Below are 16475 nucleotides of genomic sequence, written 5' to 3' on the forward strand. Positions count from 1 at the left end.
CGCGTTGATCGCCCACCGGCGGGATGCCCGGGTGTTCGAAGTGCGATCGACCGGCCACTGCCTCGCAGGACGAGAACGCGGCGGGCCTTCGAGACGCTCGCGCGACGCTCCACGACCGGGGTGTCCCCGCGCGGTGCAGCGGGGCCCCGCGCGCTGGGTATCGAAGCCCCAAGCCTGATTCTGACGCGCCTCAGACCGGGTGGTATCAGAAGGGTGGCTCGTCGTCCGGCTGTCGGTCCGACGGGCTTTCGGTCGCCTGATCCTTGTTCGTCGGGCGTTCAGCGGGCCGGCGTTCTGTCGAGCGACGGTCGCTGCTCGGGCTCGGGCGTCGGGTCCGGACGCCGTGGGACGTGCGCGCGCGACCCTCGGTCCACGGGCCCGACTGACGCGTGTCGCTGCCCGCGACGCCGCCGTCGCCGGGAGCTGCACTGAAGTCGTCGTCCAGGCGTGCGAGGTCGGTCACGTGGGCGCCAACCTCGTGCACGTGACCGGAGGGCGTGGTCCACGTGACCGTCCCGGTCATCGGGTCGCGCGTCGTGGACCAGCCGTGGTGCGTCTTGAGGTTGTGATGACGTCGGCACACCGGATGCAGGTTGTCCGCGCGGGTCTGCCCCGGCGGCCTCGGCCCGGCCGCTCCGCGGCCGTCGCCTCCGTCGTTGCCTCGAACGTTGCGACCAGCCTCGGCGCGGCGGTGGTCGAAGGGCTCGACATGGTCCAGATCGCAGCGAGACGCGGGCACCCGGCAGCCCGGGAACGTGCACGTGGCGTCCCGGGTCCGCACCAGGTCCCCGAGCACCACGCCAGGACGGTAGGTACGACGGGAGACGTCGGTCGCGGCGCCCGTGACAGGGTCGGTCAGGATCCGCTGCCACGTCACGTCCCCACCACTCGGCCCGCCGGCGGAGGCCAGCTCACGGGCGAGCTCGGCGGCGATGGGACCGAACCCGGCCAGGTCGCCGGGAGCGTCGTCGGCCCCGAGCAGGGTCGAGGCGGCCACGGTGACGTGCACGACCGTGCGCACCGACGGCGGGGTCCAGGCAGCCACGGCCGCAGAGCTGGGCCTGCCAGCGTGGACGCCCACCGGGTCGCCCGTGACGGCGCGGCCGGCGCCCCTGACCTGGCCGGAATCGCAGGGTTCGCCGGCGTCGTCCCCGAGGGCCGGCCGGGATCCGGTGAGCAGCGCGACGAGAGTGTCGGCCCGGACCTGGTCGAGGCTCCGGGCCTCGTCCGGCATCCGATGAGTTGGGACGGACAGAGCGTCCAGGTGCGCACGGACCCGCGCTGCGTCGTCGGCAGGCAACAAGGCCGTCAGGTAGGCCATCGCGTCCCCGGCCGGTTCGAACCGCACGCACCGCGTGCCACGGACCCGCTCGCGTCGCCGGTTCGCACCGGTCGGATCGTGGGCTGCGACAACACGCCGCACCCGGTCCCGCAGGCGCGGCCCGGTCAGGCGACACGCCGGTCCAGGCACCGCCCGTGTTCCGACCAGCGGGGCGATCAGGTCGCGCCGGTCCTGCTGTGGCACATCCACCACCGCGTCGACGAGCACGCGGGCCCGTCGCTCGTCGACGCGCCCGTCCATCAGCGCGTCCGCAACCTCCGGCAGCTCCCCCAGACCAGCGGCGAGATCCACCAGGAGGTCCGCGGCACGCCCCGTCACGCACAACCGCGCAGCGACCTGGGCGCCCACTCCGTCGACCGCGACCGACGACCCACCCGCTCGCGCTGTCAGCTCGGCCACCGCGGTCACCTGCGCACCGAGTGCCCACGACCGCAGCCGCTCGGCCGCGGCGACCACCTCGATCAACGCTTCGTCCGACACGTCCGCAACCTCGAGCCGCTCCAGCACGCGCGCGAGAGCCGCCCCCGGGGCCACGTCCTCCAGACCTTCCAGTCCGTGACCCCCGGCACCCGACGCTTCGACACACCCGGCGCCGGTGAACGCAGCGCCGGTGTGCAGGGCGCCGAGCGATGGAGCATCCGACGGCGGCTCGAACCCCGCCACCTCGACCAGGAGGTCATCCAACGGATCCACCAGAACACCAGCCCCGGCCGGCCCGAGCGGATCAGCACCATGCGCTTCGAGCTCGACGTCCAGCCACCACGGCACGGCCTCATCGTGCATGGCTGGAGACGTCGATTCGAACATGCGTTCGAGTGTGCCAGATGCCACCGACATCCGCGCCCCGGGGAAGGTGCCCGCCCGGACACGACTTCTCTCGACGGACGGACCGTCGGGGATCGCACCACGGCCGCGGGCGGCACGCCCTCCGGAGCGTCGCCGTCGGCGAACAGCATGTCACCGTCGACGGGTGTGTGGGTGGGCGAGGGTAGACCACACCACGTGGACGACGACGTGACCGTGCTCCCGCCCTTCGACGTGACGCGTGCGGCGATCGACCAGCTCGCGGCGCTCGGCGGGTGCGTGCTGATCGACGTCGAGGACGCCGGGTGCTGTGGTTCGACCTACGTCTTCGCGTCCGTCCCTGCCGACGCCCTGCCCGACGGCGCCCGACGGTACGGCTGCCCGGGTGCGTGGCTGGCGGTCGGACCGGCCGCTGCCGCGGTGCTGCCCGGCGCTGTCCTCGACTACACGGCCCGCCTCAAGCCGCCCCGGTTCCGGGTGCTCCGCAACCCGAACACGGCTGACGTCTGCCCGTGCCGCAGGTCGTTCGGAGGCCCGTGGCCGGGCCCGCGGCAACCGAGCTGTCGCTCGTACCAGCCGATGCCGTGGGACGACGACTACGATCCCCCGATCGCCTGGAAGAGGCGGACGGGCTACCGCTCGGACGCCACCTGAAACGCGACGGTCCGGCGCCCTTTGGGGTGCAACGCACCTGCAACGGTCGCGCTCCTACCGTCGGTCCCGACGGCGCACCGCGCCGGGCGGCGCCCCCACCCCGGGCGCCGGGGGCACGACTGCGAGGAGGCAGCCATGACCGTGTACGCCGCGCCGGGCACGACCGGCAGCATCGTCAGGTACCGGGACCGGTACGACCACTGGATCGGCGGCGAGTACGTCCCGCCGTCGTCGGGCGACTACTTCGAGAACCCCAGCCCGGTCACGGGCCACACGTTCACGGAGGTCGCGCGCGGTAACGCCGCCGACATCGAGCGCGCTCTCGACGCCGCCCACGGCGCCGCGCGCTCGTGGGGCCGCACGAGCGCCACGGAGCGCGCGAACATCCTCAACAAGATCGCCGACCGCATGGAGGAGCACCTCGAGGAGATCGCGGTCGCGGAGTCGTGGGAGAACGGCAAGCCGGTCCGCGAGACGCTCGCCGCGGACATCCCGCTCGCGATCGACCACTTCCGCTACTTCGCGGGCGCGATCCGTGCGCAGGAGGGCTCGATCTCCGAGATCGACGAGGACACCATCGCGTACCACTTCCACGAGCCGCTGGGCGTCGTCGGGCAGATCATCCCGTGGAACTTCCCGATCCTCATGGCGACCTGGAAGCTGGCGCCGGCGCTCGCGGCCGGCAACACGGTCGTGCTCAAGCCGGCCGAGCAGACGCCCGCGTCGATCCTGCTGCTCATGGAGCTCATCGCGGACCTCCTGCCCGCGGGTGTCGTGAACGTCGTCAACGGGTTCGGGGTCGAGGCCGGCAAGCCGCTGGCCAGCAGCCCGCGCATCCGCAAGATCGCGTTCACGGGCGAGACCACGACGGGCCGCCTGATCATGCAGTACGCGAGCCAGAACATCATCCCGGTCACGCTCGAGCTGGGCGGGAAGAGCCCGAACATCTTCTTCGACGACGTCGCCCGCGCCCAGGACGACTTCTACGACAAGGCCCTCGAGGGGTTCACGATGTTCGCCCTCAACCAGGGCGAGGTGTGCACGTGCCCGTCGCGTGCGCTCATCCAGGAGTCCATCTACGACCGTTTCCTCGCGGACGCGAGGGCCCGCACCGAGGCCGTCAAGCAGGGCAACCCGCTCGACACCGAGACGATGATCGGCGCGCAGGCCAGCAACGACCAGTTCGAGAAGATCCTGTCGTACATCGACATCGGGAAGGCCGAGGGCGCGAAGGTCCTCACGGGCGGGGCCCCGGCCGAGCTGGGCGGCGACCTCGCGGACGGTTTCTACGTCCAGCCGACCATCTTCGAGGGCAAGAACTCGATGCGGATCTTCCAGGAGGAGATCTTCGGGCCGGTCGTCGCAGTCACGAGCTTCACCGACTTCGACGACGCGATCAGCATCGCGAACGACACCCTCTACGGGCTGGGCGCGGGCGTCTGGTCGCGCGAGGCGAACACCGCCTACCGGGCGGGCCGGGAGATCGAGGCCGGCCGCGTGTGGACGAACTGCTACCACGCGTACCCCGCGGCGGCGGCGTTCGGCGGATACAAGGGGTCCGGCGTCGGACGCGAGAACCACAAGATGATGCTCGACCACTACCAGCAGACCAAGAACCTCCTGGTCAGCTACTCGCCCCAGAAGCTCGGCTTCTTCTGATCGGCGGCCCGACGTGACCGACAGGGTCGACGTCACCGACGCCGCGGCCGCGCTCCTCGCGCGGCTGCGGCGCCGGCACGGCGAGCTCATGTTCCACCAGAGCGGCGGCTGCTGCGACGGCTCGTCGCCCATGTGCTACCCCGACGGCGACCTCCTCGTCTCCGAGCCCGCCGACGTCCGCCTGGGCGACCTGGTGATCGCGGAGCCCGGTGCGGACGGCGACCCGCCGTCGTCGTTCACCGTGCCCGTGTGGATGAGCGCCGCGCAGTTCGCGTACTGGAAGCACACGCACCTCACGATCGACGTGGTGCCCGGGCGGGGCTCCGGGTTCAGCGTCGAGGCGCCCGAGGGTGTGCGGTTCCTGATCCGCTCCCGCCTGCTCACCGACGACGAGTGGGCCGCGCTCGAGGGCGACGCCGCCTCCCCGTGAATCGCGCAGCCTACGCCGCACCGTGCACGGCCCGCCGCTCCGGTGGCGGGTCGTCGCACGCTCGGTAGGGTCCGAAGAGGAACCGGATCGCCGAGACCAGCGGGGGTACGTCATGTCGAACGCCAACGAGAAGCCCACCGTCTCGAGGTTCAACGTACGGGTGGTCCTCATCTCCGTCGGTGCCGCGCTCGGTGGCTTCCTGTTCGGCTTCGACACGTCCGTCATCAACGGGGCCGTCGAGTCCATCAACAAGCACTACGACATCACCAACACGGGGCTCCAGGGTTTCGCGGTGTCGTCCGCGCTCCTGGGTTGCGCCGTCGGTGCCTGGTTCGCCGGGGAGTGGCGAACCGCCTCGGCCGCATCCCTGTCATGGTGATCGCGTCGGGGCTGTTCCTCGTCTCGTCGATCCTCACGGGGCTCGCGCCCGACCTCCCGCTCTTCATCCTGTGGCGCGTCCTCGGCGGCCTCGGCGTGGGCGCCGCGTCCGTGATCGCACCCGCGTACATCGCCGAGGTGTCGCCCGCCAGGGTCCGCGGCCGCCTGGGTTCGCTGCAGCAGCTCGCGATCGTCCTCGGCATCTTCGTCGCGCTGCTGTCCGACAACCTCCTCGCGAACACCGCGGGCAGCGCGTCCGACACCCTGTGGTGGGGCCTCGAGGCCTGGCGCTGGATGTTCTTCGTGACCGCGATCCCCGCGGCCGTGTACGGCATCGCCGCGCTCGGGCTGCCCGAGTCTCCGCGCTACCTCGTGCACAAGGGCGACTACGACAAGGCTTCGCGGGTCCTCCACGACTTCTCCGGCGAGCTCGACGTCAACCTCAAGATCCAGGAGATCGAGAAGACCATCGACAAGGAGAAGCGCGAGTCCCTGGGCGACCTGCGGGGCAACCGGTTCGGGCTCAAACCCGTCGTGTGGGTCGGGATCCTGCTGTCGGTGTTCCAGCAGTTCGTGGGGATCAACGTGATCTTCTACTACTCGTCGTCGCTGTGGCAGTCGGTCGGCTTCGACGAGTCCGACGCGCTCCTCGAGTCGGTGATCACGTCCATCACCAACATCGTGGTGACGGTCGTCGCGATCCTCCTGGTCGACAAGGTCGGACGGCGGCCCATGCTGCTCGTCGGATCGGCCGGGATGGGCGTCTGCCTGACGACCATGGCGATCGCCTTCTCCCAGGCGACCGGCTCCGGCGACAACCCGAGCCTCGAGGGCGCCTGGGGCACCGTCGCGCTCGTCGCGGCCAACGGCTTCGTCGTGTTCTTCGGCGCGACGTGGGGCCCGCTCGTCTGGGTGCTGCTCGGCGAGATGTTCCCCAACTCGATCCGCGCGACCGCGCTCGCCGTCGCAGCCGCCGCGCAGTGGCTCGCCAACTTCTTCATCTCGACGACGTTCCCGAAGTTCTCCGAGATCGGGCTCACGTTCGCGTACGGGTTCTACGCGTTCTTCGCGATCCTGTCGTTCTTCTTCGTGTTCTGGCAGGTCCCCGAGACCAAGGGCCGCGAGCTCGAGGACATGTCCGACGACGCCGCCGTCGTGCGTCGTGGAGGCAAGACCCAGGTCGCCGAGAGCGCCGCCTGAGCGAGCCGGCCGGCTGCGTCAGGCGCCGACGTCGTGCAGGTGGTGCACGAGGTCGTGCGCGAAGTACTGGCCCAGCGTGCGGACGGTGAAGACCGACCCGTTCGACCGGCGCCCCGGGCGCTCGTACTGGTCCGGCGTCACGACGTCCCAACGTCCCGCGATCGCTGTGCCCGCCGCCTCGAGCTCGCGCCCGACGACGGCGGGATCCTGGCTCGCGTAGTCGTCCTCCAGGGCCGCCGCGTCCTGGTCCCAGTTGGCGAACAGCGGGTCGTCGGACTCCAGCATCGACGCGAGACGCACGTCGAACACCCGGAACACGTCGCGGGTGTGTGCGCCGTACTCGAGCGGCGACCACACCCCGGCTCCGGACGCACCCGGGCGTCGTCGGCGGTGAGGCGAGCACGCCAGCGGGGGAGTCGCGCACCAGGGGGGCGATGTCCTCGACCTCGAGCCGGCCCGCCTCGAAGCCGCACTCCGCGCACGGGCGCTCGAGGACCCAGGTCCAGTCCTTCGTATCGGGGGCGATCCCATTGGTGCTCGCGTCGTCGGTCACGTGTCAGAGCGTACGGCTCTCGTCGGTGGCTAGGCGGTTGTGGTCGGGGCGGGCGGGGAGCGGGTGATAGCGCGCGGTCTACCATCCGCTCGCTCGTCCCTCGCTCGCTCCCGCCAGACCCACCACGACCGCGCGCCATCACCCGCTCCCCGCCCTCGCTGCACCGGGTCACGCCCGCTTCCGTGCGGCAACGTGCTGCAACGTACGTTTCGCGGAGCACCAGCAATATCTGAACTGCGCTGTGCTGCCGCGTCGTCTTGTTCGCGACTCTTCGGGCGTCTACGGTGGTCAGCGTTTCTTCCTGTTGCATGGTTTGCACGACGTTGCAGTCGTGCGTTGAGCCGTGCTGCGGGGTGGTCACCCTCGAAGGAGAGCGCATGTCGACCAGACCCTCCAGAGCCCGACGCCGCACGGCGCGGGTGCCTCGAACCCTCGCGGCCGGCGCCGCGGCAGCGGTCCTCGTCCCCTCGCGGCGGTCCCGGGCGTGCTGTCCGCGTCCGCTGCGGACGCTCAGCACGTCAGCATCCCGGGCACGCAGAACACCGAGATGGGCTGCGCGAGCGACTGGGACGTGAGCTGCTCGCAGGCCGAGCTCACGAAGCGCCCCGACGGCGTGTGGTCGGGCACCTACGACCTCCCCGCCGGCAGCTACGAGTACAAGGCCGCGCTGAACGACTCGTGGGACGTGAACTACGGCGCAGGCGGCGCGCAGGGCGGCGACAACATCACGTACACGACAGACGGCTCGAAGCCCGTCACGTTCTTCTACGACCCGGTCACGCACTGGGCGACCAACACGGCGGCCGACCCGATCGTCTCCGCGGTCGGCGACTTCCAGACGCAGCTCGGCTGCGCGTCCGACGACGACGCCGGCTGCCTCGGTGCCTGGCTCGAGGACCCCGACGGCAACGGGATCTACACGGCGAAGCTCACCGGGCTGACGGCCGGCACGTACCACGTGCGTGTCGCGCACGGCCTGTCCGACGACGAGGTCTACGGCCAGAGCGGCGCGAAGGGTGGCGACCCGATCCCGTTCACGGTCGACTCGGGCAAGCAGGTCGTGCTGACGTACACCCTCGCCACGCACGCGCTCGCGATCGACGTCACCGACGCGCCCGTCGCCGGCGAGGCCGAGGACGCCGCGCCGTGGGTCGACGCCCGGACCGTCGCGGTCCCCGCCGACCTCGCGGCGGACGCCACGACCTGGGCCCTCTACTCGTCGTCCGACGCGTCGCTCACTCGCGACGGGAGCGCGGTCAGCGGTGGCACGAAGATCCCGCTCACCGCGGACCCGAAGGGCCTGACGGCCGCGCAGCTCAAGCGCTTCCCGGCCCTCAAGGGCTACGTCGCGCTCCATCCGCGCCACCTGTCCCGCGCCGCGGTCGAGCAGGCGCTGCAGGGCGAGCTCCGCCTCGCGGCCTGGGACGGCGAGGGCACGCTCAGGGCCCTCACGGGCGTCCAGGTCCCCGGTGTGCTCGACGACGTCGACGGCACCTCCGCGCAGCGCCGCAGCCTCGGCGTGACGTGGGCTCACGACGCGCCGCAACTCGCGCTGTGGGCGCCGACGGCGCAGGACGTCGACCTGCTGCTCTACCCGGCGTCGGGCACGGGCAAGGCGCAGCGCGTGCAGGCGCACCGCGCGTCGGACGGCACGTGGACCGTGGCGGGCGCGCCGTCGTGGAGGAACCGCCAGTACCTGTACGAGGTCAAGGTCTACGCGCCCACCACGGGCCGGATCGAGACGAACGACGTGACCGACCCGTACTCGGTCGCCCTCACGACGAACTCGACCCGCTCGGTGCTCGTCGACCTCGCCGACCGGTCGCTCGAGCCGTCGCAGTGGGCCCGGACGGCGTCCCCGCGCGCCGGCGACCCGACGCAGCAGACGATCTACGAGCTGAGCGTCCGCGACTTCTCGGCCACGGACCCCACGGTCCCGGCCGCGCTGCGCGGGACGTACGGCGCCTTCGCGACGAACAGCGACGGCTCGAAGCACCTCAAGACCCTCGCGAAGGCGGGCCTGACGACGGTCCACCTGCAGCCGACGTTCGACTTCGCTACGGTGAACGAGGACCGCTCCCAGCAGAAGACACCGGACTGCGATCTCGCGTCGTACGCCCCCGACTCCGACCAGCAGCAGGCCTGCGTCGGCGCGGTCACGGACTTCGACGCCTACAACTGGGGCTACGACCCGCTCCACTACCTCGCCCCCGAGGGCTCGTACGCGGTCCACCCCGACGGCGGCTCGCGCGTCGCGGAGTTCCGCACCATGGTCGGCGCGCTGCACGCGGACGGGCTGCGCGTCGTCGTCGACGAGGTCTTCAACCACACCTCGGCGTCGGGCCAGGACAAGAACTCGGTGCTCGACAAGGTGGTTCCCGGCTACTACCAGCGGCTCGACGCGACCGGCGCGGTCGAGACCTCGACGTGCTGCCAGGACGTCGCGACCGAGCACACCATGGCCCAGAAGCTCATGGTCGACTCGGTGGTCCTGTGGGCCAAGGAGTACAAGGTCGACGGCTTCCGGTTCGACCTCATGGGCTTCCACTCGGTCGACAACATGAAGGCCGTGCGGGCGGCGCTCGACAAGCTGACGCTGCGCAAGGACGGGGTCGACGGGAAGACCATCTACCTGTACGGCGAGGGCTGGAACTTCGGCGCGGTCGCGAACAACGCGTACTTCACGCAGGCTACCCAGGGCCAGCTCGACGGCACCGGGATCGGGACGTTCAACGACCGGCTGCGCGACGGCGTCCGCGGCGGCTCGCCCGTCGACTCGTCGACGGTGCAGCAGCAGGGCTACGGCTCGGGCCTGTTCACCGACCCGAACGGCAACCCGTCGTACGGGACCGCCGACGACGCGTCGAAGGCGCTGCTCGGCCACGACGAGGACCTCGTGAAGCTGGGCCTGTCGGGCAACCTCAAGGACTTCACGTTCGTGACGTCCGACGGGACGACGAAGAAGGGCTCCGAGGTCGACTACAACGGCCAGCCCGCGGGCTACGCGAGCGAGCCGGACGAGTCGATCAGCTACGTCGACGCGCACGACAACCAGACGCTGTTCGACGCGCTGACGCTCAAGCTGCCCCAGGTGACGTCGATGGCGGACCGGGTGCGCATGCAGACGCTCTCGCTCGCCACGGCCACGTTGTCGCAGTCGCCGTCCCTGTGGCTCGCCGGGTCCGACCTGCTGCGCAGCAAGTCGCTCGACAACAACAGCTACAACTCGGGCGACTGGTTCAACGCGATCGACTGGTCCGGGAAGACGAACGGGTTCGGCAAGGGCCTGCCGCTGTCCGGGGACAACGGCTCGCAGTGGTCGATCATGAAGCCGCTGCTCGCCGACAAGGCCCTGAATCCGACCGCGAAGGACATCGCGACGGCGACCGACCAGGCGCAGCAGCTCCTGCGGCTCAAGAGGTCGACGCCGCTGTTCTCGCTCGGCTCGGCGAAGATCGTCGAGCAGAAGCTCACGTTCCCGGCGACGGCCACGCCCGGCGTGATCGCGATGAACGTCGACGACACGCGCGGCAAGGACGTCGACCGAAACCTCGACGGCGTCCTCGTCGTGTTCAACGCCGGCACGACGACGGCCACCGAGACGCTCTCCGCGCTGAAGGGCAAGGGCTACGTGCTCTCGACCCTCCAGCGCCAGGGGGACGACCCGGTCGTCAAGCGGACCACGTGGGACGCGCGCACCGGCACCGTCTCCGTCCCCGCGCGCACGGTCGCGGTGCTCACCCTCGCCGAGCCCCGCGGAGGCCACGGCGGTCACGGGAACAGAGGGGGCCACGGCCACCGCTGACCCTGACGCCGATCTCGACGCCGAAGTAGGACGGCCGCCGGTATGCCTCGCGAGGTATACCGGCGGCCGTACTGCTTCGCGGAGAGGCTGAGTGTCGGATAACGATTGGGTCACCTGTCCCACTCAGACCTCCCCGGAAGCTCCGAACCGTGCTTCGATGCTTCGAGCGAGAGGGGACAACGGCGTCTCCCTCTCGCGTTCCCGAGCGTCCGGACTCGGGGACGCCGAGGAGGACTGCGTGCCGTACCGCGAGACCGACGCCACCCGAGCCGCGCGCGACCGTCGTCGCGCCGCCCTGATCGAAGCCGGCGTCGAGGTCGTCGCCGAGCGCGGCTTCGCGGGCGCCACCGTGCAGGCCGTCGCCACGCGCGCCGGCCTCGGCCCGAGCAGCGTGTACACCTACTTCCCGGCCCGCGCCGACCTCCTCACGGCGGTGTTCCGCGCGATCGCGTCGGCCGAGCTCGCCCGTGTCGGCGAGGCGGCCGAGCCCCGGACCGACGACGCACCCGCCACCGCCGCCCAGGCTCGCCTGGCGCGTGTGGTGAACACGTTCGCCCGGCGCGCGCTGCGTCGTCGGAGGTTGGCGCGGGCGCTCCTGCTCGAGCCCGCGGACCCCGCGGTCGAGGCGGAGCGCACCCTGTTCGCGCGTGAGTACGCGGACCTGTTCGGCGCCATCGCGTCCGACGGCGTCGCGTCCGGCGAGCTGCCCGCCCAGGACACTCGCATCGTGGGTGCGGCCCTGGTGGGGGCGGTCGCGGGCGCGCTCACGAGCCCGCTCGCGCCGCTCGTCGACGGCGTCGACCCGGACGTGCTCGTCGCGACGATCCTCGGGTTCTGCCTGCAGGGCGTCCTCGGGGCGACGGCGTGACGCGCCCGCAGCCGCACGTCACGCACGAGGTCACCAACCAGGCGCCGCCCCGCGAGGGCGTCGACGAGTACGCGGACTTCCCGGCGCTCCGCCGCGCCGTCCACGCGTTCGGGGGCGCCTGGGGCGACGACCGCCTGCACGACGTCGGGCGCCTCGTCGGCTCGGCCGGCTTCCAGGCCGACGCCGAGCGTGCGAACCGCTTCACCCCCGAGCTGCGGACGTTCGACCGCTGGGGCCGCCGGGTCGACGAGGTCGACTACGACCCCGCCTACCACCGGGTGCTCGGTGCGGCGGTCGCGCACGGCGCCCACACGTCAGCGTGGGCGGAGCCGCGGCCGGGCGCGAACGTCGTCCGGGCCGCCGTCTTCAGCCTGTTCGCCCAGGTCGAGCCGGGTCACGCGTGCCCGGTCTCGATGTCGCACGCGGCCGTGCCCTCGCTCGCGCACGCGCCGTCGGTCGCCGAGGTCTGGGTCCCGCGGCTCCTGGGCCGCGAGTACGACGGCCGTCTCGCGCCCTTCGGCGAGGGCGAGGACCGCAAGCGCGGCGCGCTGTTCGGCATGGCGATGACCGAGAAGCAGGGCGGGTCCGACGTGCGGGCCGGCACGACGCTCGCCCGCCCCGCGGCGGGCGACGGGGACGGCTCCGCGACCGAGCCCGGCGCCCCGCACCTGCTCACCGGGCACAAGTGGTTCTGCTCCGCTCCGATGTCCGACGCGTTCCTCGTGCTCGCCCGCGCGACCCGGCGGGCGCCGTCGGGCGAGGAGCGGCCCGACGACGACGTCTCGTGCTTCCTCGTGCCCCGCGTGCTCGACGACGGCACGCGCAACGTGTTCCGGATCCAGCGGCTCAAGGACAAGCTGGGCAACCGGTCGAACGCGTCGGGCGAGATCGAGCTCGACGGGACCGTCGGGTACCTGGTCGGGGAGCCCGGGCTGGGCGTGCGGACGATCATCGAGATGGTCGCGCGGACCCGCGAGGACTGCGTCCACGGGACGGCCGCGGGGATGCGGCAGGGCGTCGCCGAGGCGCTGTGGCACGCGCGGCACCGCACGGCGTTCGGCGCGCGGCTCGTCGACCAGCCCGCCATGACCGCGGTGCTCGCGGACCTCGCGCTCGAGTCGGAGGCCGCGACGCTCACGTCGCTGCGGCTCGCCGCCGCGTTCGACGCAGCCACCGCGCGGGACGACGACGGCGCCCAGGCCCGCGCGTTCTCGCGCCTCGCGACCGCCGTCGCGAAGTACTGGGTGTGCAAGCGCGGGCCGGCGCACGCGTACGAGGCGATGGAGTGCCTGGGCGGCAACGGCTACACCGAGGCGTTCCCGCTCGCGCGGCGCTACCGCGAGCAGCCCGTCATGGCGATCTGGGAGGGGTCGGGCAACGTGATCGCGCTCGACGTCCTGCGCGCGCTCGCCCGCGACCCGGAGAGCTTCGAGGCGTTCGACGCCGAGGTGTCGCGTGCGACGGGCGCGAGCGCGATCCTCGACCGGCACGTCGTGCGCACGCGCCGGCTCGTGGCGGGGGTGTCGCGCGACCCGGGCGCGGCCCCCGCCCAGGCGCGCCGGCTCGTCGAGGCCCTCGCGCTCGCGCTGCAGGCCTCGCTCATGGTGCGGTTCGCGCCGGAGGGCTCGGCGGACGCCTTCGTCGCCGCGCGACTGGGCGAGGACCGCGGCCTGGGCTACGGCGTCCTGCCGTCCGGGACAGACCTGAGGGCGATCCTCGCGGCCCACGCGGGCTGACCGCCGTCCACAGATTTCCTCCACAGGGGTGTGCGCGACGACGCCGTTCCGCCGAAGCCGCTGTGGACGACCCTGTGCGTTCGCAGCGCGACGAGATTGACCCGGAGCAGGGGTTGTCGGCCGCCCGAACCGGGTCTACAACAGTGCTACGGCCTGCCGCTGCGACGACGCTTCGGAGAACCGCCACGCGGAGGAGCGTCGCCCTGGTAGCCGGCCGGACGGTCGAACGGAGAACGGTGCACCACCCCTCGCACGCCGCTGGTCCGGCACAGGGCCGGCAGGCACGAGAAGCTGCAGGACGGCGCAGGGTGCGCACGGGCCCGGGAGACCGGCCGCGAGAGGCACGGCCTGCGCGCGCATGGAAGGTGGGCGCGAGTGTCCGTGCCGAGCCGTGACGTCACACGGTGTCGGTGTTGGGACTAGCGGCCCAGAGAAGGCCCCTCGGACTCGTACTCCGAGGGGCCTTCGCTGTCACCGATCGTTCCAGCCGCCCCTGACACGCGCCTGGGAGCCTCAGCGGAAGACGTCGACGTTGCGGCGGGCCCAGGTGGCGAACGAGGTGGCGGGTCGCCCGAGGACGTCCTCGACGTCGGGGCTGACGCGGAGCTCGTCGGGCGTCGGACGGCCGAGGACGGCGAGCGTGCCGTCGGCGACCGGTTCGGGCATCACCTGCAGCAGACGCTCCCGGGCCTCGTCGGGGCCGAGTTCGACGAGAGCGAGCTCGTCGCCGAGCACGTCCGCGAGGATCTCCGTCCGCCGTCGCGGACTGGTCGCCTCGGGGCCGGTGAGCGTGTAGGTGCGGCCCGTGTGGACGTCGCCGGTGAGGGCGGCGGCCGCGACACCGGCGATGTCGAGGGGATCCACGGCGGGGAGCGCGACGTCGGCGAAGGGGGCGAAGACGGTGCGCTGCCCGCGGATCGAGGGCGCCCAGGCGAACGCGTTGGTGGCGAACCCTCCGGGGCGCAGGATCGTCCAGGCCATGCCGGAGGACCGGACCTGCTCCTCGAGCGCGGCCAGGGTAGCGTGCGAGACGGCGTCGGGCCGGGTGCCGGCCGCCTGGGAGGACTGGAGCACGACGCGCTCGACCCCGGCGTCGGCCGCACGGCGCAGCACGGCCGCGCCGTCCACGTGCGCGCCCGCACCGGACACCAGGAGATAGAGCGCCTTCGCCCCGGCGAGTGCGAGCGTCAGGCTCGCCGCGTCGGCGAGGTCCGCGGTCCTCGCGGTGACGCCGGGGAGGGACGGAGGCGGGGACGTGACCCCGCGGGAGACGGCGGTCACGGCGTGGCCGGAGCGCACGAGGGACTCGACGAGGGGGCGGCCGACGTTGCCGGTGGCGCCTGTGACGACGATCAAGGGTTGCTCCTCGGTGAGATGCTTCCGATGAACGAGGCCCATCGGGTCGCGGCCGGGCGGCGGCGACCCGAGGAACGTAGGAGCCCCCGGACAGCACGTTCCCCCTGGAAAGCATTGGAGCGGGATGACCAGCACCGACCCGATCACCGTCGACGCCCCGGTGGCGTGCCGGATCAGCCCGACCGTGGACCTGCTCTTCAGCCGCTGGACGACCCCGATCCTGTGGACGCTCCACCGGTCCGGACGGCTGCGGTTCGGTGAGCTCGAGCGGCAGCTCGGCACCATCACGCCGAAGGTCCTGACCGAGCGACTCCGCCAGCTCGAGCGCGACGGCCTGGTGCGGCGGCAGTACTTCGCGGAGGTGCCGCCGCGCGTCGAGTACGAGATCACCGAGCTCGGCCGGAGCCTGTCGCCCGTCTTCGCCGCTCTCGCCGACTGGACCGACGACCACCTGCCCGCCGTCGAGCTCGCGCGCAGCTCCTACGACGGCCCGCTCCCGCGGTAGCCACCGGCCCCGCCCGCCCCGCCCGTCCCGAACGCCGGTGCCGCGTCGGGGCTAGCGTGGGCGGGTGAGCAACCTCGAGACGCGGCCGGCCGAACAGCTCTGCCGCTCCGGTGCCGCCGACGGCGTCCAGCTCCTCACGCCGCGCACCGTCCCCCTGGGCGGGGCTCGCGCGATGACCGTGCGCCGGACCCTCCCGCAGCGGGCGCGCTCGCTCGTCGGCGCCTGGTGCTTCGCGGACCACTACGGGCCCGACGACGTCACCACCGGCCCCGGCATGCAGGTTCCCCCGCACCCGCACACGGGCCTGCAGACGGTCACGTGGCTGTTCGCGGGCGAGGTGCTGCACCGCGACTCGGTGGGTTCGCTCGAGACCGTCCGGCCCGGCGAGCTCAACCTCATGACCGCCGGGCGCGGGATCTCGCACTCCGAGGAGACCCCCGCCGGCACGGTGACCCGCACGCTCCACGGCGTCCAGCTCTGGACCGCGCTGCCGTCCGGGGCGCTCGACGGCGCACCCTTCTTCGAGCACCACGCCGACCTGCCCGTCCTCCGGGTCGAGGGCGCGGTGGCGCACGTGCTGCTCGGGACTCTCGCGCTCGCCGACGGGCCCGACGAGGTCGTCGCCGCGACGTCCCCCGCGACTGCCTTCACGCCCCTCGTCGGGGCGCAGCTCGACCTCGCACCCGGGGCGCGCGTCGTCGTGCGGACCGAGCCCGGGTTCGAGCACGCCGTCCTGCTCGACGCCGGGGCCGTGAGCGTGGAGGGTGTGGACGTCGAGCGCGATCACCTCGCGTACGTCGCGCCGGGGGCGTCGGAACTCGTGCTGGAGGCCGGTCCCGACGCCGTGACCGACGACGCCGGCACCGTCGGCGCCCGGGTGATGCTGCTCGGCGGCGAGCCGTTCGGCGAGGACGTCGTGATGTGGTGGAACTTCGTCGGCCGCACGCACGACGACGTCGCCCGCGCCCGCGCCGACTGGCAGACCGGGCTGGTCATGACGTCGGGGGAGGGGCCGAACCACGGCGGCACCGCGTACGCGGCGGGCGTGGCGTCGGGACGCTTCGGCGAGGTCGTCGGGTACGCGGGCGGGCCGCTGCCCGCGCCGGTCCTCCCCGACGTGCACCTCAAGCCCCGGACACGCCCGGCCCCCTGACCCCGGCACCGTGCTCGGCGCTACCGTTCCGG

11 protein-coding genes and 1 pseudogene are annotated in these 16475 nt (G+C 72.4%); 9 read left to right on the top strand and 3 right to left on the bottom strand.

The genetic code is table 11. The annotated features are described in order from the left end of the window. Positions 1 to 205: 205 nt before the first annotated feature. Positions 206 to 1822 carry an HNH endonuclease signature motif containing protein gene (locus QQK45_RS09975; protein WP_284293133.1) on the bottom strand — a complete coding sequence of 539 codons (1617 nt, stop codon included), beginning with the start codon at positions 1820 to 1822 and terminating at the stop codon, positions 206 to 208. Positions 1823 to 2344: 522 nt separating this feature from the next. On the opposite strand from QQK45_RS09975, the gene QQK45_RS09980 reads away from it, so the two are divergent. From QQK45_RS09980 to QQK45_RS09995, 4 genes and pseudogenes are all read left to right on the top strand, one after another. After that, positions 2345 to 2800: a hypothetical protein gene (locus QQK45_RS09980; protein ID WP_284293134.1), complete on the top strand. Its 456-nt coding sequence runs from the start codon at positions 2345 to 2347 to the stop codon at positions 2798 to 2800. 135 nt (positions 2801 to 2935) lie between these two features. Continuing rightward, entirely contained in the window at positions 2936 to 4459 is a 1524-nt protein-coding gene (gene adh / locus QQK45_RS09985; protein ID WP_284293135.1) for an aldehyde dehydrogenase, read from the top strand. A 13-nt stretch (positions 4460 to 4472) separates the two neighbouring features. Continuing rightward, a complete protein-coding gene (locus QQK45_RS09990) occupies positions 4473 to 4889 on the top strand; it encodes a DUF779 domain-containing protein (protein WP_284293136.1) in 417 nt (138 codons plus the stop codon). A 112-nt stretch (positions 4890 to 5001) separates the two neighbouring features. Beyond that, positions 5002 to 6467 (top strand): annotated as a pseudogene (locus QQK45_RS09995) (sugar porter family MFS transporter). A gap of 18 nt (positions 6468 to 6485) precedes the next feature. Here the strand turns inward: QQK45_RS09995 and QQK45_RS22155 are convergent. Then, on the bottom strand, positions 6486 to 6824 hold the full coding sequence (locus tag QQK45_RS22155; protein WP_348525197.1) for a DinB family protein: 339 nt from the start codon (positions 6822 to 6824) through the stop codon (positions 6486 to 6488). Positions 6825 to 7504: 680 nt separating this feature from the next. Between QQK45_RS22155 and pulA the strand changes: the two genes are divergently transcribed. From pulA to QQK45_RS10015, 3 genes are all read left to right on the top strand, one after another. Further along, positions 7505 to 10825: a pullulanase-type alpha-1,6-glucosidase gene (pulA, locus tag QQK45_RS10005; RefSeq protein WP_284293138.1), complete on the top strand. Its 3321-nt coding sequence runs from the start codon at positions 7505 to 7507 to the stop codon at positions 10823 to 10825. Positions 10826 to 11063: 238 nt separating this feature from the next. Next, complete coding sequence (locus tag QQK45_RS10010; protein WP_284293139.1) at positions 11064 to 11693, top strand: TetR family transcriptional regulator; 630 nt, start codon at positions 11064 to 11066, stop codon at positions 11691 to 11693. Then, entirely contained in the window at positions 11690 to 13429 is a 1740-nt protein-coding gene (locus tag QQK45_RS10015) for an acyl-CoA dehydrogenase family protein (RefSeq protein WP_284293140.1), read from the top strand. The genes QQK45_RS10010 and QQK45_RS10015 overlap by 4 nt, the downstream gene beginning before the upstream one ends. 513 nt (positions 13430 to 13942) lie before the next feature. Here QQK45_RS10015 and QQK45_RS10020 read toward each other — a convergent pair. Further along, on the bottom strand, positions 13943 to 14785 hold the full coding sequence (locus QQK45_RS10020; RefSeq protein ID WP_284293141.1) for an NAD(P)H-binding protein: 843 nt from the start codon (positions 14783 to 14785) through the stop codon (positions 13943 to 13945). Between the two features lie 124 nt (positions 14786 to 14909). Between QQK45_RS10020 and QQK45_RS10025 the strand changes: the two genes are divergently transcribed. Both QQK45_RS10025 and QQK45_RS10030 read left to right on the top strand, forming a co-directional pair. After that, positions 14910 to 15290 carry a winged helix-turn-helix transcriptional regulator gene (locus QQK45_RS10025; protein WP_284293142.1) on the top strand — a complete coding sequence of 127 codons (381 nt, stop codon included), beginning with the start codon at positions 14910 to 14912 and terminating at the stop codon, positions 15288 to 15290. 64 nt (positions 15291 to 15354) lie between these two features. Then, a complete protein-coding gene (locus QQK45_RS10030) occupies positions 15355 to 16443 on the top strand; it encodes a pirin family protein (RefSeq protein WP_284293143.1) in 1089 nt (362 codons plus the stop codon). Positions 16444 to 16475: the final 32 nt, after the last annotated feature.

The organism is Luteimicrobium album (genome assembly GCF_030161555.1).
Lineage (GTDB): Bacteria > Actinomycetota > Actinomycetes > Actinomycetales > Cellulomonadaceae > Luteimicrobium > Luteimicrobium album.